Genomic DNA, 24239 nt, shown 5'->3' on the forward strand with positions numbered 1-24239 from the left:
AGATCGAGAAAGGCTAATGTAGGAAGGTACTACATTGTTCTTGAAATAGAGGTGTCGGGCAGTGTTCTTTACGCGTCTACCGATAAGGGAGTGTCGATTGTAGACATTAGTACTCCAGATTCTCCTGTAATTCTTCGGGATTTGGAGCTCACCCAGGTCGATGAGATTTCAGTTGAGGGGAGCCTTTTGATAGTTAGATCGGGAAACAGCATGTTAGTTTATGATGTAGAGAAACCTAATGATCCAGTCTTGCTCGAGAGCAGAAAGGAATAGAATTCCATTTTGGAGGTGTTAGCGTGAAGAAATTACTCTTGGCAGTATTAGTTACATTTCTTTCAGTAGCAGTGTTTGGCGTAAGTGACAGCGTACTGGTTATGGCAATTGAAACTGAGCCGGTAGGATTCGATCCGACGCTGGTTACCGCATTTGCATCTCACAGAGTTCTTGAGAACGTTTACGATGGTCTTCTGAAGTATGATGAAAATATGAATCTCGTTCCTAATCTAGCCGAAGATTTCGAAGTGGTGGATCCCTACACAATAGTGTTCAAAATACGAGAAGGCGTAAAATTCCACAATGGCGAGACTTTGACTGTTGAGGATGTTCTCTTTACTTTTGAAAGAATAAGGGATCCCGAAGTAAAGGCTCCAGCAGCCAGTTATTACGGCGAGGTAGAAACAATAAGATCTTTAGACGGAAACAAGGTTGAGTTCAAGCTGAAAATCCCGATGGCTTCTTCGCTTCTTCCCAATTTTGCGGGAGTTAACAGCGCTATACTTTCCAAGAGTTTTGTCGAGTCAGGCGCAAATCTTCAGCTAGAGACAAATGGTACGGGGCCTTTCTACATTGCTGAGTTTGTCGCAGGCAACTACATAAGGCTGAGAAAGAATGCAGACTATTTTGTTGCCGGGCTTCCTTATCTCGATGAAATAAAAATGATGATAATGCCCGAAGAGGTAACAAGAGTTTCCGCTTTAAGAAATGGGGACGTCGATATTGCAAAGATCAGCGAGCCACTAAGTCTTAACCAGTTAGCCTCAGACAAGTTCGTAATTTACAGGACGCCAGTGCTAAGCTATTATTTGCTCGGTTTCAACACGACAAGAGGACCTCTAAGCAAACCGGAAGTTAGAAACGCCCTCAGTTACGCCGTTAGCAGGGAAATGATAGTGAAGGCTGTGGCCTTTGACGAGGCAACAGTTACGGGTCCGTTGAACCCCGAGCTGGATTTCTGGGCTTTGCAACCCAATCAGTTCGAGGAGTATAGTTACAATCCTTCAAAGGCGAAGCAGCTACTTGCAGAAGCCGGTTATCCAAATGGCTTCGAATTTGAGATAGTTGCTGCGCAGAGATACAATTTCGATAAGGTTGCACAAGTAATCCAGGCTCAGCTGGCAGAAATCGGTGTCATTGCAAAGATAAACTTGGTTGAGTGGGGAATTTTCATCAGCAAGTGGAGAGAGAGTGATTTCGATTCTTTCATTTCTATGAATAGCGGATCGATAGATCCAGACATCCAGTTCAACAGGACTTTCCGAACTGGAGGATCGACTAATGTCTTTCTCTATAGTAACCCTGAGGTCGATGATCTACTTGATAGGGGTAGAAGCGAGTCCGATATGAACGCCAGAAAACTGATCTATGAAGAAGTCCAGAGAAAACTCGTGGAAGAATCACCAATACTTTTTCTCTATTCGCCAAACACGTTATTTGCCTCTAATAATTCCGTTAAGGGATTTAGATCATTGGCGAATGAAAGCCTTGTGTTTTTGAGAGAAACAAGCAAAGATTAGTTTCAGAGTAGAATATGGAGTTCGGTTACGTAATCAGGAGGCTGCTATCTGCAGTTCCAACAGTTCTTTTAGTCACGTTCATGGTGTTCATTGCGATTCACATAGTTCCTGGCGATGTGATAGATATAATGCTGGGAACCCAGAATTATCTGACTGAAAGTCAGATAGAGGATCTGTATTCCGAATATGGGCTTGACAAGCCCCTGATTGTTCAGTATGGAATATGGGTTAAGAATCTGCTTTCATTCAACCTGGGCACTTCACTAAGAACGGGCCGACCCGTAACCGAACTGATAAAGGAAAGATTCCCGGTTACTCTTGAACTGGCCGCTTTCTCATTAGGATTTGCACTTTTATTTGGAATCCCCATGGGAATAATCTCTGCAATAAAGAGAAATGGTTTTCTCGATAACTTTGTGAGAGTGATCGGTCTAATTGGTCTTTCGTCCCCATCCTTCTGGGTGGGGGCGATCTTAATTGTGCTGGTTTCTGGTGCCTTCGATAATTTCAACCTATTTGGATATGTGAGTCCGGTAGTCGATCCGTTTTCTAATCTACAGGTGATGTTTCTTCCTTCACTTACAATGGGCTTGATGGTAGCAGCGCAGATTTTGAGAATTACCAGAACATCGATGCTGGATGTACTAAATCAAGATTACGTTAGAACTGCCAGAGCAAAAGGAGTGAGTGCCCGAAATGTAATTCTCAAGCATTCTTTGAGAAATGCTCTAATTCCTGTTGTAACGCTCTCGGGTATTCAGCTAGGCTATCTGCTTGGTGGAACCATAGTAATAGAGAATATGTTTGCCCTTCCCGGAATGGGAAGACTTCTTCTTCAGGTTGTCAATGAAAGAGATTATCCCGTTGTTCAGGGAATTGTTCTTTTTATCGGGATAATAATAGTAATGTTGAATATCTTGGTTGACGTTATATATACACTAATTGATCCTCGTGTCGAGCTACGTTAGGGTGAGCGACTATGCTTAGAGTAATGCGGAGACTTGTGAGTAATCCGATCTACACGATTAGCATGATCATGATCTTTGTCATTGTTCTGATCACACTATTCCCTGGTTTAGTTGCACCATATGACCCGTACAAGATGAATATGGATGCCTTTATGAGCAGGCCTTCTATAGATCATCTGTTTGGTGGAGACCAGTTCGGAAGAGACGTGTTCTCAAGGTCGATGTATGGAATACAGAAGAGCGTAATAATCGCTTCCAGTGCGATTGCTATTTCGGCGATAATCGGTACTATGCTGGGGCTGTTGTCGGGCTATATTGGCGGACTGACCGACCTGATAATCATGAGGATTATGGATAGTCTCTTCGCTTTCCCATCGCTTATTTTGGCACTATTCATAATTGCTCTTTTCGGTTCAAGCATGTCCAACCTAATCTTTGCAATCGGCCTTGTCTATGTGCCGATATTTGCAAGGACCGTAAGGGGAGCAACGCTTTCTCTAAAGGATACTCTTTTTGTGAAGGCTTCTAAGGCGCTTGGAAAAAAGAATATCTCTATAATGCTTAAAGACATTCTTCCAAACATCTCTTCGATCCTGATTGTAACCTTCACCACAAATGTTTCAACAGCGCTTCTAACCGAGGCTTCCCTTGGTTTTCTCGGTCTAGGAGTTCCTCCTCCAGAGCCTACTCTAGGAGGAATGGTTGGCCAGGGAACCTCCTATTTGTTGAGCGCACCATGGATAGTCCTGTTTCCTGGAATGATGATAGCTATAATCGTTTTGAGTCTCAACATCCTGGGGGATGGGCTGAGAGATGTGCTCGATCCTAGAATAAACAGATAATCACCATCTATAGGTCCACAAGGCCGTGGAACTAGTGGAAACTCCATCAACATGGTTCTTCAACATTTCGATTTCCTCAACGCTGTCTATAAGACCTGCAGCAACTATGGTAGTCTCAGGTGCATGAACTCTGATTTTTGGGGCTACCTTCGCTGCGACTATCCCAGGCAGTATCTCAATGTTTCTCACTCCATTGGATACGATCGTTTGAATTCCCTTTTCAACGGCCCTCGAGTCAAGTACGAAAAACCTCAAAAGGCTCTGATGCATCCCGGCATTTACTGCTTGTTTGAATATTCTAAGCTTAGCAGTGATTATTCCATCGACTCCGCTCTTCTTAAGATAAAGAACGCTATCCTCGTCGCCAGAAAGCCCAGAAACAAAATCAATATCCACGAAGACCTTCTTTCCAGCAGCTTTGAATCGATCGATCCTCTCCTGTATTTCAAAGAGCCCACCATTTAGGAAGAAAACCGTTTCCGGAACAACTGATTCTGGTCTCTCTTTTCTGTTCCATAAAGCCGCAATAATTCCTTTTAGCATAAAACCCCTCCTAAGTAGAATAATACACTAAGCGCTGATTTCGAAAGAAGGAACCCTCCTGTTCTCTGAAGGGTCACTTTTTTTCCGGCTGAGTGTATGGAATATGATATAATTCTTTACACGTGGTAGAGTTTATGAGAGAACCACGCCATTTTTGTATGGCGTGGTTTTCTTTTTGGAGGTGCTGGATGCAAGCGGTAGTCATTGGAGGTGGAGTTGTCGGGTCTCTAATCGCTCGAGAACTCAGCAGATTTAGAATTAAGGTTGTTCTCGTTGAGAAATCAGAGGATATAGGACAGGGAGTTACTAAAGCAAACTCTGCTATTCTTCACGGTGGCTATGACGATCCGCCAGGAACATTAAGAGCTAGGTTCTGCGCTCCCGGAAATCTAATGTTTGATAAGCTCGCTGAAGAATTGAAATTCCCTGTAAAAAGGACCGGATCGATTGTCGTAGCAAAGGACAGAAACGAGCTTCCAAAACTTGAGGAGCTACTTCAAAATGGTATCAACAATGGAGTAAAAGATCTCAGAATCGTTGGCAAAAATGAGCTTAGAGAGCTGGAACCTCACATTTCAGATGAATTTAATTATGCCCTATTTTGTGGTACTGCTGGAATCACTGAGCCTGGATGGTGGCAATTGCTTCGGCTATGAATGTTGCCGCAAACGGGGGCGAGGTTGTCGCAGGTGAAGAAGTCATAGGCGGGAAGATCAATGAAGGAAGGGTCACCGAAGTATTTCTAAGTTCTGGCAGGAAGATTGAAGCCGACTTGGTAATAAACGCAGCCGGTCTCTTCTACGAAAAGGTTGCTTCAGCCTTTAACGTGAATGTGCCCCCGGTTCATTTGAGAAAGGGTGAGTATATCCTTTTGGATAAAAAGGCAAGTGAATTAGTAAATATGATAATATTTCCGCTTCCAACCGCTGCAGGAAAGGGAAAATTAGTTGTTCCAACGGTTGATGGAGGAGTTCTTCTAGGGCCGACTTCAGTTGAACTACCCGAGTTTTCGCCGGAAGATGTTAGCACTACTGATTCTGGGCTGACTTCAGTTAGAGAATCTGGAGAATATCTTATCCCGGGAATAGACAATGCAAAGTGGTTCATAAAGTCATTTGCCGGCCTGAGACCTGAAACCGTCCAAAAGGATTTCTACATAAAGAGAGCCGAAGAACTTGCAAACTTCATCACAGTGGGGGCTATGAGATCTCCAGGTTTGACTGCAGCCCCCGCAATTGCGGAATTCGTAGTTAGTATGATCGTTCCAGAAACTGGAATCGATCTGGTTAGAAGAGACGATTTTGTTCCGTGTCTTGAAGAGAGAGTAAAGATAAAGGAACTTCCAGCTGGGAAAGTCTCTGAGATGATTGATGAAAACCCTGCGTATGGGCGAATCGTCTGTCAATGCAATGAGGTTTCTGAAGCCGAGATAGTCCAGGCCATTCGCGATGGAGCAAGAACAATTGACGGGATTAAATTTAGAACTAGAGCGGGTTTTGGAAGATGTCAGGGCGGTTTCTGCAGCTGGAACATTGCGAAGATTCTGGCTAGAGAGCTCAAGAAGGATCTATCCGAAGTTAGACAGAACAGCGAGGGAAGCTGGATAGTTGATGGGAAGGTGAGACAATGAACAGACTCACCACAGACGTTCTTATCATAGGTGGCGGAGCAGCAGGTATGTCATCAGCTCTCAGTGCTGCAAAAACTGGAGCTGACGTTACTCTCCTAGAAAGAGAACCGATTGCAGGAGGTGTCCTAAATCAGTGTATTCATAATGGGTTCGGCCTTCAGTTCTACCATGAGGAACTGACAGGTCCGGAATTTGCCTCTCGCCTTCAACGTGAGATGAGTGAAGAAGGGGTGAGCATGATCGGTGAATCCTATGTCCGGCACATAGACGTGAGGGAGAAAAAAGCAGTTGTGCTTTCTCCTAAGGGAGCATTTGAAATTTCTGCGAAGGCCCTTGTCATATCGAGCGGAGCCAGAGAAAGACCGTTCGGCTCGCTGTTGATACAGGGTTATAGACCGTCAGGAATATTGCCGGCAGGTTTGGCTCAAAGATATGTGAATCTAGAGAATTATCTACCAGGAAAAAGAGCGGTTGTACTAGGATCAGGGGATATCGGGTTGATAATGGCAAGAAGACTGACACTTGAAGGTGTAGAAGTAGTCGCTGTAATAGAACGGATGCCATATCCCGGAGGTCTTACAAGAAACATTGTTCAGTGCCTTGAAGATTATGATATTCCCCTTCTCCTTTCGACAACTGTGACCAAAGTCTTCGGAAAGGGAAGGCTTGAAGAAGTTGAAATAACTAAGGTCGGTGAGAGATTCGTTCCGATACCGGGCACTTCCAGCCGGCTGAAAGTTGACACTTTAATACTTTCTGCCGGGTTGCTTCCACAGGTTGAGGATTTCGATGATGATTTGACTATCGATCCTATCAATAGAGGTTTTGTTGTTTCAAACACAGGTGAAAGCTCCGTAGAGGGTGTTTTTGCGGCGGGAAACAATGTTGCGGTATTCGATCTCGTGGATTATGTAGCCGCCGAGGGCTGGATAGCCGGCCGTCATGCTGCTCTCTATGCGCTCGGCAAGAATACTTCTGGGGACAGGGTTCCCGTTGTTAGGGGAGATAATGTGGGAGTTGTTGTGCCTGGCATAGTGGATATGGATGAGCACGTACGCCTGTATGTAAGATTGAAAAACCCTATGGACGAGGGCACTCTAGTTCTAAAGGAACTAGGGCTCGAGAAGAGTTTCTCTTATGGGGTTCCCAGTGAGATGATTCAGATGGTTATTAAAAAAGAGAAGCTGATGCCTCTTATTGACGCAAAACGGTTAACGGTGGAGGTGCACTAATGGAGAGACACATAACTTGTGTAATTTGCCCGGTTAGTTGCAAAATTTCAGTTAGAAAAAGCGGAAGCGAGTATGAGATAAGGGGTAACAGATGTCCTAGAGGAAAAGAATATGCTTTAAATGAATTAATCATGCCGAAGAGAATACTTACAACAAGCGTAAAAGTCATCAACGGGGAGATTCCCCTAGTTTCCGTGAAGACATCTGGCGCAATTGACAGGTCGATTATAAAGGAGAAAATGGATTTGGTCAGAAAACTTTCAGTTGAAGCTCCTGTACAGATTGGAGACGTCCTTATGGATGATATCGATGGCCAGGGGACTGCGCTCATTGCCACGCGTCCTGTGAAGAGAATTCAAACTTTTCTTCCTTAATCCTACTACTTGAAATAACGTTTGATTCGGGTTAAAATAATCATTGTGTTCCAGCGTGGCTCAATGGCAGAGCATCCGGCTGTTAACCGGACGGTTGGGGGTTCGAGTCCCTCCGCTGGAGCCAGAACTCCCCCTGTTGGGGGAGTTTTTTATATCCAGCTCTGTCCTGGGACCTTGGGAAAGAGTCTTGTTCTTGAAACGTTGTCTAGAGAACAGACATATCTTGTCAGTCTTTCGACACCAATTCCACAACCTGCAGTCGGAACAAGCTCTCCTCCTTCTGCGATATCCATGTACCATGAGAGTTCTTCAGGGTCGTTGCCTTTGAAACCCATTCTTTCAAGGATTCTCTGATGCTCCCATTCTCGTTCTCCTCCGGACAGAGTTTCACCAAATCCATGAGGAAGTATTAGATCCATATCCTTGAGTGTTCTCTTATCTTCCGACAACAAGTCATAGAATTCCCTCTCCCATATTGGGAAATCAATTAACCAAAACGGCTCGCTAAAACTGGCGGATAGTATCGTTTCAAAGTCTTTTCCATACTGTTCATAAGCGTCCATGAATTTCACCGTAGCAAAGGGTTTTGAAGGAATCGAAGGATCCGAGGAAAGAAAATCCATTTCTTCGCTGCAATTTCTCTTTACTGAAAGCATTACTGTAATTATGAGGTCTTCGATGAGAGACATTATTTGCTCTCTCTTTGCGTTCCGGATTTCAAGATCAATTTGACTGAACTCAAAGAGATGTCTTCCTGAAAGTGCCTTTTCCGATGTTTCAAGTCTTACATTCGGAGAAACAATGAAGATCCTTTCGAATGATTTACACGCTAGTTGCTTGTGAAATATCATTGACTGCGTAAGGCGATACTCCTGATCGTAGTAAGTGAACCTTGTGGTGTGAACTTCGTGATTAAGTGGATCGGTGATCGGAGATACAATAGTAGGAAGTAGCTCGACAAAGTTCTTTCCCCTAAGAAAACTGCTTGCTTCTCCCAGAATTGCAGATTTTACTTTAACTGCCGACTTCACAACCGGATCACTAAGGTGCTCCAACACTCTAGAACTGAGTCTCCCGATGCTTTCCATTTTCTCACCCCTTCAAAAATTAAGGCCGATGGATAACCATCGGCCTTCTAATCTTTTTTGTTGAAACGCAAAGATTAACTGACCGATCCCGGCCAGTTATTATTAGAAAGTGCTATACTGTATGAAACTAAAATCAATCTTTCCATATTCCTTCCTCCTGAATGATTCATTCTACCATCTGCAAAGTAACACAGAAAGCATTTCGTTTAAGATTTGTTGAAGTATCTTTGTTAAATAGTGCTCAATCGGTTTATAATACTAGTATGAATATTATTCCAATTTTCGTTCCACATGAGGGTTGCAGAACGCAATGCATATTCTGTAATGAATACTCCGCCACTGGAGTCACTGGAGTTCCCGATGAGAAAGAGATCATTTCCACTGTAGAGAAGTATCTTTCATTCTTTAGACATCCAGAGGATGTGGAGCTTGCATTTTATGGTGGCACATTTACCGGGTTTGGTAATCAGCAGAAGTACCTGGAGGTTGCAACTGAGTTCTTCAAAGCAGGTCAGATAAAGGGGATCAGATTCTCCACCTCTCCGGGGCTCATATCCGAGAGGTTAGTAGAGTATTTGAAACCTTATCCGGTAAACTTTATCGAGCTTGGAGTCCAGTCTTTTGATGATACTGTTCTGGAGAAATCTAACAGAGACCACAACACCAGCGATGTTTATAAAGCAACTCACTTGTTGAATAGCAACGGAATCAAATTTGGCATTCACTTGATGACCGGGCTACCCGAAGACTCAGAGAGTAAGGACATTCACTCGACCAGAGAGGCTATCAGAGTAGGTGCCTCTTCCGTTAGGCTTCATCCTCTGGTGATTTTGAAGGGTTCTCTTCTTGAGAATGAATACAAACTTCGTAGATTTTCGCCTCTTGACCTCCAGGAGTCTATTGAGATTCTCTGGAAAATGTACCTTCTGCTCTCGACATCGAATGTGAAGATAAACAGGATTGGTATCTGTCTGTATGGAAAGCAGATAGACAACGTGGTGGCCGGTCCATTTCACCCTGCGATTGGAGAACTCGTGCGTGATAGACTTTTCCTTGAAATCGTCAGGGCATTTTCCGGGGAAATGAAGAGAAACGAGCTAAGACTTCATAATAAATTCAAACCATTTTTCACAGGTCATAAGAAGGGAATTGTCGAGGAAGCCCGTAAGGAGGGGATTCTTATAGACTTCGCTCACGATGGTGAGGAAATCGATGTTTCTCTTTATATGAGACGGATCAAAGAAAGGGTTCTGGAGGGAGTTTATGCTGAGGCTTAATTCAGTTTACATAAAAGGATTCAAGAGCTTCGCCATGCCAACTAGATTCGAGGTCTCATCGGGCATGACTGCGGTAGTCGGACCCAATGGCAGTGGAAAATCGAATGTTGTTGACGCGATAAGATGGATATTTGGCGAGCAGTCTATGAAAAACATCAGGGCCGACAGCAGGGAAGATGTCATCTTCAACGGTTCAGAGAGATTTCCACCTTCAAACTCCGCTGAAGTCAAACTTGTATTCGAATCAGAGGAAGGAATCTTTTCAATTGCGCGGGAGATATCTAGAGATGGACAGTCGTCTTACAAAGTCAATGACAAACAGTCCAGACTGAAGGATATAAAGGAGCTATTCCAGGGAACCGGTGTTGGAATGGATATATACTCTATAGTTGGGCAGGGACAGGTCGATAAGGTAGTGACGGCCTCGCCATACGAGCTGAGGGCTCTCATTGAAGAGGCTGCCGGTACTGCGGTGTACAAAGAGAGGAAGAAAGAAGCGCTGGGAAAGTTGGCGGCAACGGAAGAAAATCTAAGCAGACTTGAAGACATAATTTTTGAGCTTGGCAAACAACGTAAGTCTCTTTATCTAAAAGCAAAAAGGGCTGAGAAGTTCGTTGAGTATTCTGCGAAACAGAAGGAGCTGAAGAATCTCTTCTTCGGCAATATCGCAAGACTCGAAGAGGAGAAACTTGGGACTCTTAATGGAGATCTAGGAGAGGTTCGTAACGAGTTAAAAGATCTTCAGAAGAAGTTAATTGAAGGCGAGTCTAAATGGTCAGCTTTAAGGGCAGAGTTCTCAGAAGTTGACAAAGAAATCGAAGGGTTCACGAAACTTCTCGAAGAGTATAAGAAACGGCAAAACGACTTGTTGGAGCTCAAAGAGATGTACTCAAGAAGACTGAACGAAAAAGAGAATAGATTGATAGAAATCTCAACCCGGATTGACAATTTCAGATCGGAAATCGAGGATCTCGATAAGAGAAAGGATGAGATTAAGTTAATTATCGAGAGCCTCGAGCAACAGGTTTCAGATGAAGAAACTGCCCTCTCTTTGTCTGAAGAGGAACGGGACTCCCTTTTAAAAAATTACAGCGCGAGAGAACGAGAATGGCTCAAGCATCAAGAGACCTTTGAGTCTATTTCGAAGAGGCTTTCAAAGATTGAGAATGAGCTCGAGAGACTTGAAAATAGCAGGGAAGACACAAGTAAGAGATTGCGCCTAATCGAAAACCAACTGGAAACGAAAAGAGATAGGTTCGAAACCCTCAAGGAAGAAACCGAGTCTCTAGCAAAACAGGGCAAGGAAAGTTCAGATAAACAACGAAAAGTTGAAGCGGAAGTAAGCGCCTCGAAAGAAAGACTCGTTGAGCTGGATGCAGAATTAGAGAAAGCTAGGGATCGTCTTTCAAGCAATGAAAGCGAGTTTAGAAGATCTCAAATGGAAAGGGGCTTACTCCAAAGGCAGCAAGAAGAATATCAGGGATTCTCCAAAGCAGTCAGAGAAGTCTTCTCGAGAAAGGAGAGCTTTGCGGGACTCAGAGATGTTGTTGCAAACATCATACAGGTACCAGAATCCTTTGAAACCGCTATAACAGTTCTTCTAGGATACCGTATGCAGGATATAGTGGTTGACGACTCAATAACCGCAAAGAGAATAATCGAATTCCTCAAATCGTATAAGATAGGTCGGGTAACCTTGCTTCCCATTGACATGATTGAAGGCAGTTTCAGAAATTTCTCAAGGGTTGAGTCGCATCCAGGCTTCATCAACTACGCTGCCAGGCTTGTAGAAATCCCGGATGGTTTCGAGAAACTACCGGTTTACCTTTTCGGAAACTCAATTGTAGCAAGAACCCTTGATGATGCGATTGAAATGAGGAGATCAGAAGGTTTTATTGGTAGAATTGTATCCGTCGATGGCCAGTTGTTGAGTAGCGGTGGATCCATTACCGGAGGGTTTATTGGAGAAGAAACTCGAACCGATCTACTCTCCAGGAAGAGACGGATCCAAGAACTTGTTGAAAGAGAAGACGAACTGGAGAAGCAAATACAGCTCGGTAATAAGCAGATTGAAAGACTTAGGGACGAGATGACAGAGGTCCGTGGATATCTGAAGGCGCTGCAAGAAGAGCTCAATGAATTGGCTTCAAAGGGGGCGGCAATAAACAGAATGATAGCGGAATTGCTGAAATCTGCTCAGGAAGTCGAGGAAGAGATAGCTGAGCTCCAGAAACTTGAAAACGAATATACTAGAAGGATGGAAGAAAATTCTAGAAAGAAGGAAGTTCTTGTTGGAGAACAATCTGCTCTCAAAGAAGAGCGCTCTGAACTACAACGCAAAGTTGAAGAGGAATCTGAAGAGCTTAAGAAACAGAAGAAAGCCCTTGAACAGCTTCAAGAAAAGATTGTCGATACCAGGCTTAGGCTATCCACTCTATACGAGAAGCAGGAACAGTACACAAAGGAACACAGTTCCTTAATTCAAAAGAGCAAAGCTGATCAGGAGAACATCGATCTTCTTTCTCGAGAAGTCTCAGAAGTCGAATCGGAGACGGAACGGCTGAGAAGACAGGTGGCGGATCAGGAAAGAGAGCTAACCTCAGTCAAGAAAGAAACGGAAAACCTCTTTTCGAGCATAAGAAATCAAAGGGAAGGGAAAGAGCAAAGGTTTTCTGCCCTTCAAGAGGCCGAAGAAGAGATAAATGAAATGAAAGCGGAGAGAGAAAAACTTCGGGACAAATCTCACAAACTTGAGATGCACATTCAAGAGAGCGAGATGAAACTGTCAAGAGTGAGAGAAGAATTAGATGAAGTCGAAGAAGAGGTCGAGATTCTTTCCGAAGAGAAACTTCAAGACATCAAGGTGGAACTTGACGATTACGAGAACAAACTAAAGTTTCTTGGAAGCGTTGATCTTGAGGCTATTGATGAGTATGGTGTTGTAGATAGGGAGTATCAAGAACTCGATGAGCAGAGGAAGGATCTAGAAGAAGCTAAAGTAAAACTTATCGAACTGATTGATAAGACAGATGCTAAGGCGAAGAATATCTTCATGGAAACCTTCAACAGTGTGAACGAGAACTTCAATCGGTACATTGAGGAGATTTTCGACGGAGGAGAAGGCGAGATAAAGATAATCCCTGGTGAAGACTTACTTGAGACCGGTTTGGAGATCACAGTCAGGAGACCTGGAAGAAAGATTCAGAAGCTTCAACTCCTATCCGGTGGGGAAAAGGCACTTGTTGGAATAGCCCTTGTTTTCTCGTTACTGAGTATAAAACCCAGTCCTTTTTACGTTTTAGATGAAGTTGACGCTCCACTGGATGATTTCAATGCCGAAAGGTTCAGAGTGTTGCTTAGGAAACATGCCGCCGACACGCAGTTTCTTGTTGTTACCCATAACAAACTTGTTATGGAGGTTGCAAATGTTCTTCATGGAGTGACAATGACAGACGGTCTTTCAAGAGTAATCCCTGTCGAACTGCAGTCGGTTGAGACAGTTATCGGTTAGTGTTGTCGTGTGAAACTAGCCGCCTGTATTCCCTTCCTATAACCAATAACATTCCTGCTCCGACCAGTGCAGAGCCTGTAAAAAACAACATTGAAGGTGAATTTCCGAGAAAAACAATGTCGGCGATTACGGTGAAAACGGGGATTGTGTAGACCCATAGAGTAGCCGCCTTTCCTCCCCAAAGATCTATTCCCTTGTTCCACATTATGTATCCCAGAGCCGATGCAAAAATCCCTAAGAACAAAATGCCTGAGACCGCACCGAAAGAAAAGACGACGGGTCTTTTGAAAAGAAGGATTTCTGAAAGAGCAAAGGGCGCGGAAAAGAGAAGTCCCCAGAGCATTATTTCTAGAGTTGTCCATATCGAGCTGTTGTGAATCTTCTCATAAAAGTAAGTGTATGCCGTCCAGGAGACTGCTGCACCGAAAGAGAAGAGATTTCCTGTTACGCTAGAGCCATCGGCAAATCTTCCCGAATAAATAATCACTGAGAGTCCCGAGAAAGCTACGAGACCCCCCAAGTATTCGAAGAGATCGTACTTTTTTCTTATTAGGTCATAAAGAAGTATGTGAGTATGGGAGCCGTGGATACAATCAAAGAAGCGTCAGCGGCATTCGTCATTGTCAAACCATAATTTTCAAAGAAAAAATAAAATGTGATTCCTGAGAGACCTGCTAAAGCCGCATTCTTGTGATCTACGGTATTGAAAGAACCCCTCTTCTTTAAGGATATGGGAAACAGAATAACGACTGCAATTGCAAAACGAAGAAAAGCTAGCAGCATTGGAGGAAGTGAACTGACGGCCACCTTGGTAAAAATATATGATCCACCCCAAATCACTGCCGTTGTTGCCAGAATAACAAGACCTAGGGATCTTCTATCAGTCTCTTTCATAATCTTTTATACGGTGAATAATGAAGATCTGATCTGATAATCAAAGGCTCCATAATCAGCGCCTCAAACGGTCCGAGATCAACAGATACCGTTCCGAACGACACTTTAAATGCTCTTCCAGTCAACAGATCCTTCATTTCTGTCCCGTTCATAAGGAAACCCTCCTGCAAAAAAACTCTCGATTTTATGTTGTTTGCAGTAGGGTTGACTACGCAAAGAACCATATCTTCCACAATTTCGCCAGTTCTCTTGAAGGATATGAGTGAACTATCGGAAGAAATCAAGGGTTTGAAATTACCCGCTCGAAGTGATGCTTTTGTTTCTCGAATTGCGTTCAGCTTCTTAAAAAGGATCCGCGTCTCTGTTTCCTTCGAAACACTTTGCCAATCCATCGGAGCCCTGTTCTCAGGATCATTGCCTCCATCCATTTCTATTTCCTCGCCATAATAGATCAAGGGAATCCCGGGAAGACAATACTGAAGAACAAGCGCTGCTTTTACCCTCTGGAAGGATCCGAGCTCGTTCTTAAGCCTGGGTACGTCGTGTGAAGAGAGAATAGTCCAGGAATTAGAAATGAAAGTCAAGCCGGCCTCTTTAATAGCCTCATCGATGATTTTCAGTGCGTCATGTCCGGAAAGATAACCGTTGAGAGCCTCCCAGATTACCAGTCGAAAGTAGTAATTCATCAGCCCGTCCAGATGCGATTGCTCGGGCCAACCACCGGGATAGTTCCAGATTTCCCCGATAACAACTGCGTCACTTCTGACCGATTTGGTGGTCGCAACTATTTCTTTCAAGATTCGTGGTCCAAGATCATAGGCAACATCTAACCTCCAGCCATCTATGCCCTTCTTAAGCCAGTGAGCTACAACTGAGTCAGTGCCTCTAAAAACCATGTTTGAAAGGATCGGATTCTCAAGATTGAGCTCAAGAAGATTACATGAGTCCATCCAGCCTCTTAAACCCTTTTTTCCTTCGAAGAAGTACTTTCTGAATTCCTCATTTCCCTGGAGGGCACCTGGTTCCTCGAATAGCTCAAGAGAGTTGGCCCATTTTCCCGAAGCTCCAACGTGATTGAAAACTCCGTCCAGTATTATACTGAGCCCCTTCGAATGAGCAGTCTCGACAAGTAGAAGGAATTCTTCTTCCGTACCAAAGTCAGGATCTATCTTAAAATAATCAACAGTGTCATACTTATGATTCGTGTGTCCCCAGAATATTGGATTCAAATAAAGAGTGTTCGCGCCAAGGTCTCTTATGTAATCTAGCTCTTCGGTTATTCCCGCAAGATCACCTCCCCAGAAATCATATTGATGACTACCGTCTACGGAAGCAACGGGTTTTTCTCCCCAATCTCTAACGTCTTGCTTTGGAAGCTGATAATGACCTTGTTCGCGTTTTTGAAATACGTTCTTTCCATAGCCAATCTTGAATCTATCTGGGAATATCTGATAGACGATAGAATCTCTTTGCCAGTCTTTCATCTTTTCTCCTCCAGGAATTCATTGGCATAAGCAAGATAGACCATTCCAAGGAAAATGTTGTTTCTGATGGACCAGAGCTCTTGGGGTTTAATATTTATCCTGGATTGCTTCAACCAAGAATTCAAAGTCCAAAGCGTCATCTCGTAGATTTGCATCAGCCCCCTTGAATGCACATAGTCAGAAAATGATTCATCAATACTTCTTTCTTCCATCAAAGCAAAGGGATTCAAAGAGGATTCAACTACCATGATTGATAGTACAACTTCCGGGTCCAGTCTAGACAAATCTAGAGTCTTAATTTCGCCTCCAACTATAATATCAACTTTCACATTTGCAAATTCCATTAAGGCATTGTAAATCTCCTCTGATAGGCGATTCTTAAAAATTGCGGATCTGTCAGAAAGTAAACTGCTGGACTCAATTAACGAAGCTATCTTAGTTTCTAAGTAGGGACATTTCCTCTTTGCATTTTGCTGTGAAAGATCTGATATTGTTTGGTTGCAAACGAAAAGATCGTTCTCCGAAACATTGTGCATCTTTACTGAACTGCTCAATCTATAATTCAGTGAGCCGCTCTTGTCAGTGAAATATCTGTATGCTTCAACCACACGGTCATCGTACTGGTAAGATGGGCTTTCAAGAATGGACTTATAATCGGCTCCAAGGCCTGCATTATAAAGCACGGAGAGAGCTGCAACTCTGTCAAGTCTATTCTTTGCGCTAAGGGAAGTAAGTATCAATGAAAAAATGATGATCGATGCAAGAAGAATCGAAAGCACGATCATGTCAATTTTCTTACCCTTGTCCATATTCCACCTCGCGGCAATTATAGCAGAGAAAAAGCCGGGTTGCCCCGGCCTCTTGATTATTGACTCTACCTCTTTTTCTTCTCGGGTTTATCGAACTCACAAACACCAACCGGACATCCCGGAGAGTTAGATGAGAGAGAAACTCGTCCTTAAACCTGTCGAGTATAGATCGCAATGGAATTGGGACAGACTGGCCGAGGCCGCAGAAAGATGATTCTTCCATTGTCTCAGATATGTCATATAACTGGTTGAACATCTCCACAGTTCCTCTTCCCTTTGAGAACTCATCAAGAATGTACACGATTACACGGGTTCCTTCCCTGCAAGGAGAACACTTTCCGCAGGATTCGTGAGCGAAGAACTCCATGAGATTCTTTGCGATATCAACTGCGCAATGAGTTTCATCGATCGCGAGGATTACTCCGGATCCCAGGGATGCACCAGATTTCTTGAAGGAATCAAAATCCAGCTCAGCATCCATCTCTTCTGGTTTAATGAAGGTTCCCGCAGCGCCGCCTGTTTGTACCATTTTTAGGGTTCTGCCCTTGGGGATGCCTCCCCCAAATTTGTGAACAAGATCTCTCACGGAAGTTCCCATGGGCACTTCAACTATTCCTCTCTTAACAAGATCCCCGCACAAAGAAAATACCTTTGTTCCCGGTGATGATTGTGTCCCTATCGACCGGAACCAACCTGCTCCCTTATCTATTATTGGTGGAACACAGGCAAAAGTCTCGACATTATTGACTACTGTTGGCTTATCGTATAGGCCACTTACAGGAGGATAAGGGGGTTTCAGCCTAGGTCTTCCCGACTTGCCTTCTATAGACTCTATAAGAGCAGTCTCTTCGCCACAAACGTATGCTCCTGCACCCAGTCTGACAGAAAGATCGAATGAAAACTCCGTTCCGAGAACTGACTGTCCCAAAAGCCCGTATTCATACGCCTTGCTTATCGCGTCCCTTAGACTAGATACAGATTCGAAGTATTCTCCCCTGATATATATGTATCCCTTACTTGCACCTACAGCGTATCCAGCAATAACCATGCCTTCTATAACTGAATGGGGATCACCCTCCATGATTAACCGATCCTTAAATGTCCCCGGTTCGCCTTCGTCAGCGTTACAGATCACGAACTTCTCATCGGATCTGACTTTCTGAGTAAACTCCCATTTCAGTCCCGTTGGAAAGCCGGCCCCTCCTCTTCCTCTGAGGTTGCTCTTCTTCAGCTCTTCTATGACTTCCTCAGGAGTCATTCTCAATGCCTTTGCGAGGCCCTGATATCCATCTAGCGCAATGTACTCTTCAAGATTTCGCGGATCGATAGAACCGGCGTTTCTCAGGACGATTCTCACTTCACTCGTTGATTTGGTAGCTTCAACACTTCCTCCAGAATCGAAATCCGCAACGACCAGATCTCTTACTTTTCGACCCTTTAGAAGGTGTTCCAGGACAATTTTCTCAATGTCTACTTCGGACTTTGCAGAATACATTACATCATCGGGGAGTACAAGAAAGAGAACCCCTCTTCCATACTCACCGAAAGAGCCAGTTTCAAGAATCTCTACCATGGAACTCAGGTTGTAATTCTCGACCAGAGTATTGAGATAGTTCTTTAAGTGCCTGGCACCTAGGAGCAAGCTGTTCGAATCTATAGATACGAGAACCGTGATTGGTTTGCTCATGATTACTCACTCCTTTCCCTTGAGACGATCTCGCGTATTATTTCGGAGACTCTTTTTGGGGTAAGGTTTCCATATGCCTCATCATTTATCATCATAACGGGGGAGACTCCGCAGAGACCGAGACAACTAGTTTCTTCCAGCGTAAACAAGCCATCTTCAGTAGTCTCACCGAAGCCTATCTCAAGCGTATTTTTCAAAGAATCTATCACCGCCTGTCCACCTGTTACATGGCAGGGAAGGCTCTTGCAAACCCTGACGACGTACTTGCCTCTCTTGTGAGTTGAGAACATCGTGTAAAATGTAAGAACCTCATAAATCCTGGAAAGAGGTGTCCCAGTCAATTCCTTCAACACTTCTGCCGCTTCGATTGGAATAAAGTTGCCGTAATGATCTTGAATTGTGTGAAGAGTATTTATTAGTACGTCTCCCTTCTCAAGGCTCTGACCACTTATATCTTCATAGATTCTTGTTACAGTCAAACGGACATCTTCAGCAGACATATAAGTTCCTCCCTTCAATCCTCTTCGAAGTAGCAAAGAAACCCCCGATGAAGAGGGTTCCAAAAAGTTCACGGAGATACTTTGCTGATCGCTCCAAATCTGCAGACTGCAAGACAACTACCGCATCTAGTGCAGATTTCCGGATCTATTTCATGGGGTTTTCTTACCGAACCGCTTATCGCTTCCACAGGGCAAACTCTTGAGCAAGCGGTACAACCCACGCATTTTTCTTTGTCTATCACTACACGTGTCAGAGATTTGCACTTCTTGGCGGGGCATCTTCCGTCCTTCACATGTGCTTCGTATTCGTTCCAGAAATAACGCATCGTCGATATTACCGGCTGTGGAGCCGTCTGGCCAAGTCCACAAAGAGAAGTTGCCATGATGTTCTCGCCAAGATCTTTCAGAAGTTGGAGATCTTCCATAGTACCTTCCCCACTAGTAATTCTTTCAAGGATTTCAAGCATCCTTCTCGTTCCATCTCGACAAGGCGTACACTGACCGCATGACTCTTCGACCGTGAACTCAAGGAAGTATTTTGCAACATCGACCATACAGCTGTCTTCATCCATTACAATCATTCCACCGGAACCGATTATAGTTCCCAGTTTCTTCATGTTGTCGTATGTTATTGGGGTATCGATCAGTTCTAAAGGAATGCATCCTCCGCTTGGTCCTCCGGTCTGGATTGCTTTCAGTTTCTTCCCACCGGGCACGCCCCCGCCTATTTCGAATATCAGCTTTCTCAAAGTGATTCCCATAGGTACTTCGACCAGGCCCGTGTTTTTAACATTCCCGGCAAGGGCGAAGACCTTGGTTCCTCTCGACCCTTCTACCCCAAACTGGCTGAACCATTCGCCGCCATTATTGATTATGGGTGGTATATTGGCAAAAGTCTCTACGTTGTTCAGAAGGGTAGGTTTTTGCCAGAGTCCTTTATTTGCGGGAAAGGGAGGTTTAACTCTTGGTATTCCCCTCTTCCTTCAATCGAATTGATCAGTGCAGTTTCCTCGCCGCAAACAAATGCGCCTGCTCCGATTCTGATCTCGAGGTCGAATGAAAAGTCAGTACCAAGAATGTTTTCGCCCAGGAAACCATATTCTCTAGCCATTTTCATAGCGTGAGTAAGCCTTTCGATTGCCAGCGGATATTCAGCTCGTACATACACGAAACCCTTCTGAGCACCAACAACTCGTGCAGCAATAGTCATGGCTTCAACTATCGAGTGGGGGTCACCCTCAAGGACCGCTCTATCCATGAATGCGCCAGGGTCACCTTCATCCGCGTTACAAATAACGTATTTTGTGTCACCTTCCGCCTTTTTAGTGAAGTCCCACTTCATCCAGGTTGGAAATCCTGCTCCGCCCCTGCCCTTAAGTTCACTCTTCCTGAGTATTTCGATTACATCGTCAATACCAATTTCAAAAAGGACTTTATGCAGCGCGAAGTAGCCATCTCTAGCAATGTACTCATCTATGGAAAGAGGATCGATTACTCCCAGGTTTCTGGTCGCAATTCTCACCTGCTCTGTGAAAAAGGGCAGTTCCTCCTGAGGTCTCTCTCTTAGATCCCCCGCATCTCCTCTGTAAAGTAGATCTTCAACTACTCTACCCTTTAGAATATGCTCTTCTACAATTCGAGACGCGTTTTCTGGAGTGATCTTCTGATAGAAGACACCTTCAGGGTAAATCACAAGCATTGGGCCGAGGTCGCAAGCGCCCATGCATCCAGTTTCTACAACTCTGACAACGTTATCTAGCGAATACTTTCTCAGGGTTTCCTCAAAAATGCCTTTGACACTCTTCTCGCCTGCCGAAATGCAGGCCCCTCCAGCACAGATCAGCACCGTGTTTTCAACTGCGGGCACCCGTAATCACCTCTTCGTTATAGTTCTCCTCTTTTCACTATAAGATCTCCGACAACTTTTCCCCCGACTATGTGTTGTTCGACCACTCTCTTTGCCTGAGCCGGGGTAACATGTCCATATATTATTGGATCGGATCCTTCAAGATGAACCTCTATTGTTGGTTCAGCATCGCAGAGACCAAAACAACCTGACTGAACGACGGAGACATCGTCGATTCCCTTTTCTTCAAGTGAATCAACTATTGCCCTAAGCGTATCCTTTGCACCCGCAGCAATTCCACACGTACCCATTGCCACTATCACTTTTCCTCTTTTGCCTGAGTTACGCATCTTAAGGCCCTTCATTGCGTTCTCTTTGATTTTCATAAGTTCCTCAAGGCTCTTAATCTTCGCCATTACTCGGCCCTCCTGTATTTGTCCAGAATCTTGGAAACCTCGTCTGGGCTGACTCTTCCGTAGTAATCATCTTCGCCAATCAAGACAACCGGGGCCATACTGCAAGCACCCAGACATCTGACAGCATGAATCGAAAAAAGCCCATCGGAGGTTGGTTCGTTCATTTCAACATTCAGTTCGTCTTGAAGTCTTTCGAGAATTTTATCTGCACCCTTAACATAGCAGGCAGTTCCCAGGCAGACTTTTATTTGATTTTTCCCCTTTGGTTTCATGCTGAAGAAGTTATAAAAAGTAACGACTCCATATACCTGACTCAAAGGAATATCTAGTTTCTCTGACACGTGTTGCTGGAGTTCTTCGGACAAGTACCCGAAGATCTCCTGTGCTTTGTGGAGTACATTAATTAATACCCCCGTGTTGCCTTTCACCGAGTCTATGTACTCGTCAAGCTCTTTATAGAGCTGCTGGCATTCCGGGCAATTAACAAGAGACAAACCATGCACCTCCTTTGAGGAAAGAATGTTATTTATTTCACACATGCATTATAACATGCACCTAGAGAAATGGGCTGATTCCTGTGTTAAAATAACCCATGTTCAAGGAGCCTTATGAGGAGGAGATTAGATGGATCTAGAATCCTTTGTCCGTGATGTTCCAAACTTTCCTAAGGAAGGTGTAGTTTTCAAAGACGTCACTCCATTGTTAAAGGATCCGTTGGCTTTTAGAGAGTGTATATTGAGGTTGTCGGAAAAAGCGATGAAAGTTGATTTCAATATAATGGTGGCTCCGGAAGCAAGAGGTTTCATTTTTGCGGCTCCTCTTGCTTTTGAGATAGGAAAGGCCCTTGTACCGGTTAGAAAACCGGGGAAGCTTCCATATAAAACAAAGGAAATCGAGTATGAATTAGAGTATGGTAGAGCCACTCTTCAAATGCACGTAGATGCAATCAACAGAGGAGACAGAGTTCTTATTGTAGACGATATCCTGGCCACAGGTGGAACCATGCAGGCGATTGCTGAAATGATCGAAGAAAGCGGAGGAGAAGTCGTTGAAATTCTTTGCCTGGCAGAACTTGGATTTCTTGAACCTAGAAAGAGGCTATCCAGGTACAGTGTGGAGACTCTTATTACTTACTAGTGGAGGTTTGAAGAATGCTTAAATATGACTTCTCATTTGCGTTTAAGGAAACTCTTGAGAGCGGGTTGTCCTTTGATGAGATATTTGATATTGGGAAAGCCTTATCTGCCAACTTTGAAAAGGTTTTTCAGCCGCTTCCTGGTTTTCTTAGGATTCTTGACGATGACGAGATCCTTGAAGAAGTTGGGGCTCTCAAGTCTTGGCTTCAGAGGTTCGAGAACTTTGTCGTCATAGGAATAGGAGGATCGGCCTTGGGAAATCAAGCCCTTCATTCCTCGCTCAAACCAATCAACTGGAACTCTCTTAGTAATGAAAAGAGGGGAGGAAAGGCCCGGATTTTCCTTCTGGACAACGTAGATCCAGACCTGATAGCCTCTGTTCTTGGAGAACTTGATCTTGCTCACACGGTGTTCAACGTAATATCAAAGTCGGGAACAACTGCCGAAAGTATGGCCAACTATCTGGTTGTCAGGGGTTTACTCGAAAAACTAGACCTTCCTGTCAAAGAGCATTTCATATTTACGACCGACAAGGATAATGGTGTTTTAAGACAAATCGCAGACAATGAAGGGATAAGATCTCTGACGATTCCAGATGATGTAGGTGGGCGTTTCAGCGTTCTTACCCCCGTTGGATTGCTTTCTGCAGTCGCTGAGGGAATAGATATTGAGCAAATCTACGAGGGTGCAAGGTTTGGCAAGGAAAGGTATCTGAGGGATGATTTGAAATCAAACCCAGCCGCTGTCTGTGCTCTTATTCATTACGCGTACTTGAAAAAGGGGCACAATATCTCAGTAATGATGCCTTATTCAAATAGGTTATACACTCTCGCTGATTGGTACAGGCAATTGTGGGCAGAATCTTTGGGAAAGAAATTCGATCTTTCCGGAAGAATTGTCCATACTGGTCAAACCCCTGTGAAATCTTTGGGCGCGATCGACCAGCACTCTCAAGTTCAGCTTTATAATGAGGGGCCAAAAGATAAGGTTGTTACACTGGTGAAGGTTGAAGACTTCGTGAATCAACTTACAATACCTTTCATCCATTCCGATATCGAAGCTCTATCGTATCTTAATGGAATCGGGGTTGGGGAGCTTTTAAATGCAGAACTCAGGGCAACTTCTATTGCTCTCGTTGCAAACGGTGTGCCGAACATGACGATTATCTTCCCTCAGATAGACGAAGTTCATGTAGGCGAGTTTATTATATCTTATGAGATACAGACGGCTATCATGGGGTTTTTGCTGAAAGTAAATCCATATGACCAGCCAGGAGTGGAACTGGGAAAGAAACTTACATACGCTCTTATGGGAAGAAAAGGTTACGAGGAAATAAGGGATAGATATGAGGAGAAAACCTCATGGAGGTTTGAACTATGAAGTCAGAGCTATTAAGAGTTCTTGAGGGTTTTTCAGTTGAGGAAGTCTTCTACACTTCGGGAGAACCAATACCTACCTTTGTGATAGTTTCGATGGAATCTGAGGATCTTTTGAAGAAGATTGGAGAAATGGAGGAAATCGAGGCAGACATCATTGTGATAAGCCTGAAGAGAAGAAAGAGCTGAAGAATGCAAGCAGTGAGTTGTCAAGAGTCGTGCTGAATGTTATCGAGTCGGGAGAAAAGCTTCTGTAATGATTGTTGGTCTTGTGGGAAAAGCGGGGAGTGGCAAGTCAACGGCTGCAGAGCGTCTGGCCAAATCAAAAATGGAGTTAATCTCTCTCGATAAGCTCGGACACGACGCGCTGAGAGAAGAACAAGAAAGCCTGGTCAACTCCTTTGGGAGAGGCATTTTGACGTGCGGTAACGTTGATAGAAAGAAGCTATCCAGAATAGTCTTCGAAAACTCCGATCTTCTTACAAAGCTGAATAAGATAGTCCATCCTGTGATAAAGCGAAAAGCCCTGGAGATCGTCGGTAGGGATTTTTCAGATCACTATATCTTTGACGGAGCTCTTATCCATGAAATTGGACTCGCTGAGTATTGCGACAAAATCATATGGTTTGAATGCCCGAACGAGATAGCGATCGAGAGACTTATGAAGAGAGGAATGAGCAAATCACGTGCAGAATCGATTCTGGCCTCACAGCAATACCTCGATTCGATAAAAGAGTCTGTAGATGCTGTAGTTACTACATTAGGCAGTAGTGAAGAGACTTTCGAGAAACTGAGATCGATTCTTTTTGAGTGGGGCATAGTGGTATAATTTG

General features: G+C 44.1%; 20 protein-coding genes, 1 tRNA gene and 4 pseudogenes. 14 read left to right on the top strand and 11 right to left on the bottom strand.

Annotated elements, in window-relative coordinates:
* The 4 genes and pseudogenes from BG32_RS03790 to BG32_RS03805 all read left to right on the top strand — a co-directional run.
* Positions 1-273: pseudogene (locus BG32_RS03790) on the top strand (hypothetical protein); the annotation flags it as partial.
* Between the two features lie 23 nt (positions 274-296).
* Positions 297-1793: an ABC transporter substrate-binding protein gene (locus tag BG32_RS03795; protein ID WP_014730289.1), complete on the top strand. Its 1497-nt coding sequence runs from the start codon at positions 297-299 to the stop codon at positions 1791-1793.
* A gap of 14 nt (positions 1794-1807) precedes the next feature.
* A complete protein-coding gene (locus BG32_RS03800) occupies positions 1808-2761 on the top strand; it encodes an ABC transporter permease (RefSeq protein WP_014730290.1) in 954 nt (317 codons plus the stop codon).
* An 11-nt stretch (positions 2762-2772) separates the two neighbouring features.
* On the top strand, positions 2773-3603 hold the full coding sequence (locus BG32_RS03805; RefSeq protein ID WP_121526406.1) for an ABC transporter permease: 831 nt from the start codon (positions 2773-2775) through the stop codon (positions 3601-3603).
* On the opposite strand, the gene BG32_RS03810 is transcribed toward BG32_RS03805, so the two are convergent.
* Positions 3604-4146, bottom strand: coding sequence for a glycerol-3-phosphate responsive antiterminator (locus BG32_RS03810; RefSeq protein ID WP_014730291.1), 543 nt, complete (start codon positions 4144-4146; stop codon positions 3604-3606).
* A gap of 188 nt (positions 4147-4334) precedes the next feature.
* Here BG32_RS03810 and BG32_RS03815 point away from each other — a divergent pair.
* The 4 genes and pseudogenes from BG32_RS03815 to BG32_RS03830 all read left to right on the top strand — a co-directional run bounded on the left by BG32_RS03815 (position 4335) and on the right by BG32_RS03830 (position 7506).
* Positions 4335-5776: pseudogene (locus BG32_RS03815) on the top strand (NAD(P)/FAD-dependent oxidoreductase).
* A complete protein-coding gene (locus BG32_RS03820; RefSeq protein ID WP_121526407.1) occupies positions 5773-7008 on the top strand; it encodes an NAD(P)/FAD-dependent oxidoreductase in 1236 nt (411 codons plus the stop codon). The pseudogene BG32_RS03815 and the gene BG32_RS03820 overlap by 4 nt, the downstream one beginning before the upstream one ends.
* Entirely contained in the window at positions 7008-7382 is a 375-nt protein-coding gene (locus tag BG32_RS03825) for a DUF1667 domain-containing protein (protein ID WP_121526409.1), read from the top strand. The genes BG32_RS03820 and BG32_RS03825 overlap by 1 nt, the downstream gene beginning before the upstream one ends.
* Positions 7383-7431: 49 nt before the next feature.
* Positions 7432-7506: transfer RNA gene (locus BG32_RS03830), tRNA-Asn, on the top strand.
* Between the two features lie 25 nt (positions 7507-7531).
* Here BG32_RS03830 and BG32_RS03835 read toward each other — a convergent pair.
* Complete coding sequence (locus BG32_RS03835; RefSeq protein ID WP_014730295.1) at positions 7532-8470, bottom strand: asparagine synthetase A; 939 nt, start codon at positions 8468-8470, stop codon at positions 7532-7534.
* A gap of 263 nt (positions 8471-8733) precedes the next feature.
* On the opposite strand from BG32_RS03835, the gene BG32_RS03840 reads away from it, so the two are divergent.
* Positions 8734-9747, top strand: coding sequence for an elongator complex protein 3 (locus BG32_RS03840; protein WP_259459492.1), 1014 nt, complete (start codon positions 8734-8736; stop codon positions 9745-9747).
* Complete coding sequence (smc, locus tag BG32_RS03845; protein ID WP_121526413.1) at positions 9734-13258, top strand: chromosome segregation protein SMC; 3525 nt, start codon at positions 9734-9736, stop codon at positions 13256-13258. The genes BG32_RS03840 and smc overlap by 14 nt, the downstream gene beginning before the upstream one ends.
* Here smc and BG32_RS16170 read toward each other — a convergent pair.
* The 9 genes and pseudogenes from BG32_RS16170 to BG32_RS03885 form a co-directional block, all read right to left on the bottom strand.
* Positions 13248-13745, bottom strand: a complete 498-nt coding sequence (locus tag BG32_RS16170) for a DMT family transporter (RefSeq protein WP_259459493.1) — start codon at positions 13743-13745, stop codon at positions 13248-13250. The two genes, smc and BG32_RS16170, sit on opposite strands and share 11 nt — an antisense overlap.
* 62 nt (positions 13746-13807) lie before the next feature.
* Entirely contained in the window at positions 13808-14152 is a 345-nt protein-coding gene (locus tag BG32_RS16175; protein ID WP_259459494.1) for a DMT family transporter, read from the bottom strand.
* The gene (gene aglB / locus BG32_RS03855; RefSeq protein ID WP_121526414.1) at positions 14149-15636 is read right to left on the bottom strand and encodes a cyclomaltodextrinase; all 1488 of its coding nucleotides are present in this window, start codon (positions 15634-15636) and stop codon (positions 14149-14151) included. Before aglB ends, BG32_RS16175 begins: the two co-directional genes overlap by 4 nt.
* A complete protein-coding gene (locus BG32_RS03860) occupies positions 15633-16445 on the bottom strand; it encodes a transglycosylase SLT domain-containing protein (protein ID WP_014730300.1) in 813 nt (270 codons plus the stop codon). Before BG32_RS03860 ends, aglB begins: the two co-directional genes overlap by 4 nt.
* Before the next feature lie 65 nt (positions 16446-16510).
* A pseudogene (gene nuoF, locus BG32_RS03865) lies at positions 16511-18132 on the bottom strand (NADH-quinone oxidoreductase subunit NuoF).
* Between the two features lie 2 nt (positions 18133-18134).
* Positions 18135-18632: an NAD(P)H-dependent oxidoreductase subunit E gene (locus BG32_RS03870; protein WP_121526417.1), complete on the bottom strand. Its 498-nt coding sequence runs from the start codon at positions 18630-18632 to the stop codon at positions 18135-18137.
* Positions 18633-18700: 68 nt separating this feature from the next.
* Positions 18701-20499, bottom strand: a pseudogene (gene nuoF / locus BG32_RS17060) (NADH-quinone oxidoreductase subunit NuoF).
* A 17-nt stretch (positions 20500-20516) separates the two neighbouring features.
* Positions 20517-20894 carry a ferredoxin gene (locus tag BG32_RS03880; RefSeq protein ID WP_014730304.1) on the bottom strand — a complete coding sequence of 126 codons (378 nt, stop codon included), beginning with the start codon at positions 20892-20894 and terminating at the stop codon, positions 20517-20519.
* Positions 20894-21388, bottom strand: coding sequence for an NAD(P)H-dependent oxidoreductase subunit E (locus BG32_RS03885; RefSeq protein ID WP_014730305.1), 495 nt, complete (start codon positions 21386-21388; stop codon positions 20894-20896). Before BG32_RS03885 ends, BG32_RS03880 begins: the two co-directional genes overlap by 1 nt.
* A 130-nt stretch (positions 21389-21518) precedes the next feature.
* Between BG32_RS03885 and BG32_RS03890 the strand changes: the two genes are divergently transcribed.
* The 4 genes from BG32_RS03890 to coaE all read left to right on the top strand — a co-directional run bounded on the left by BG32_RS03890 (position 21519) and on the right by coaE (position 24235).
* The gene (locus BG32_RS03890) at positions 21519-22031 is read left to right on the top strand and encodes an adenine phosphoribosyltransferase (RefSeq protein WP_014730306.1); all 513 of its coding nucleotides are present in this window, start codon (positions 21519-21521) and stop codon (positions 22029-22031) included.
* A gap of 14 nt (positions 22032-22045) precedes the next feature.
* Positions 22046-23410: a glucose-6-phosphate isomerase gene (locus BG32_RS03895; protein WP_099771909.1), complete on the top strand. Its 1365-nt coding sequence runs from the start codon at positions 22046-22048 to the stop codon at positions 23408-23410.
* A complete protein-coding gene (locus BG32_RS03900; protein WP_259459495.1) occupies positions 23407-23595 on the top strand; it encodes a hypothetical protein in 189 nt (62 codons plus the stop codon). Before BG32_RS03895 ends, BG32_RS03900 begins: the two co-directional genes overlap by 4 nt.
* Before the next feature lie 67 nt (positions 23596-23662).
* The gene (gene coaE / locus BG32_RS03905) at positions 23663-24235 is read left to right on the top strand and encodes a dephospho-CoA kinase (RefSeq protein WP_099771910.1); all 573 of its coding nucleotides are present in this window, start codon (positions 23663-23665) and stop codon (positions 24233-24235) included.
* The last annotated feature ends 4 nt before the right edge of the window (positions 24236-24239 follow it).

The organism is Mesotoga sp. HF07.pep.5.2.highcov (assembly GCF_003666285.1).
Classification (GTDB): domain Bacteria; phylum Thermotogota; class Thermotogae; order Petrotogales; family Kosmotogaceae; genus Mesotoga; species Mesotoga prima.

What these genes read in the sequence shown, in the direction of transcription:
- BG32_RS03800 (WP_014730290.1), top strand. Translation starts at nt 1,808, where the DNA reads ATGGAGTTCGGTTACGTAATCAGGAGGCTGCTATCTGCAGTTCCAACA.
- BG32_RS03805 (WP_121526406.1), top strand. Translation starts at nt 2,773, where the DNA reads ATGCTTAGAGTAATGCGGAGACTTGTGAGTAATCCGATCTACACGATT.
- BG32_RS03810 (WP_014730291.1), bottom strand. Translation starts at nt 4,146, where the DNA reads ATGCTAAAAGGAATTATTGCGGCTTTATGGAACAGAAAAGAGAGACCA.
- BG32_RS03820 (WP_121526407.1), top strand. Translation starts at nt 5,773, where the DNA reads ATGAACAGACTCACCACAGACGTTCTTATCATAGGTGGCGGAGCAGCA.
- BG32_RS03825 (WP_121526409.1), top strand. Translation starts at nt 7,008, where the DNA reads ATGGAGAGACACATAACTTGTGTAATTTGCCCGGTTAGTTGCAAAATT.
- BG32_RS03835 (WP_014730295.1), bottom strand. Translation starts at nt 8,470, where the DNA reads ATGGAAAGCATCGGGAGACTCAGTTCTAGAGTGTTGGAGCACCTTAGT.
- BG32_RS03840 (WP_259459492.1), top strand. Translation starts at nt 8,734, where the DNA reads ATGAATATTATTCCAATTTTCGTTCCACATGAGGGTTGCAGAACGCAA.
- smc (WP_121526413.1), top strand. Translation starts at nt 9,734, where the DNA reads ATGCTGAGGCTTAATTCAGTTTACATAAAAGGATTCAAGAGCTTCGCC.
- BG32_RS16175 (WP_259459494.1), bottom strand. Translation starts at nt 14,152, where the DNA reads ATGAAAGAGACTGATAGAAGATCCCTAGGTCTTGTTATTCTGGCAACA.
- aglB (WP_121526414.1), bottom strand. Translation starts at nt 15,636, where the DNA reads ATGAAAGACTGGCAAAGAGATTCTATCGTCTATCAGATATTCCCAGAT.
- BG32_RS03860 (WP_014730300.1), bottom strand. Translation starts at nt 16,445, where the DNA reads ATGGACAAGGGTAAGAAAATTGACATGATCGTGCTTTCGATTCTTCTT.
- BG32_RS03870 (WP_121526417.1), bottom strand. Translation starts at nt 18,632, where the DNA reads ATGTCTGCTGAAGATGTCCGTTTGACTGTAACAAGAATCTATGAAGAT.
- BG32_RS03880 (WP_014730304.1), bottom strand. Translation starts at nt 20,894, where the DNA reads ATGGCGAAGATTAAGAGCCTTGAGGAACTTATGAAAATCAAAGAGAAC.
- BG32_RS03890 (WP_014730306.1), top strand. Translation starts at nt 21,519, where the DNA reads ATGGATCTAGAATCCTTTGTCCGTGATGTTCCAAACTTTCCTAAGGAA.
- BG32_RS03895 (WP_099771909.1), top strand. Translation starts at nt 22,046, where the DNA reads ATGCTTAAATATGACTTCTCATTTGCGTTTAAGGAAACTCTTGAGAGC.
- BG32_RS03900 (WP_259459495.1), top strand. Translation starts at nt 23,407, where the DNA reads ATGAAGTCAGAGCTATTAAGAGTTCTTGAGGGTTTTTCAGTTGAGGAA.
- coaE (WP_099771910.1), top strand. Translation starts at nt 23,663, where the DNA reads ATGATTGTTGGTCTTGTGGGAAAAGCGGGGAGTGGCAAGTCAACGGCT.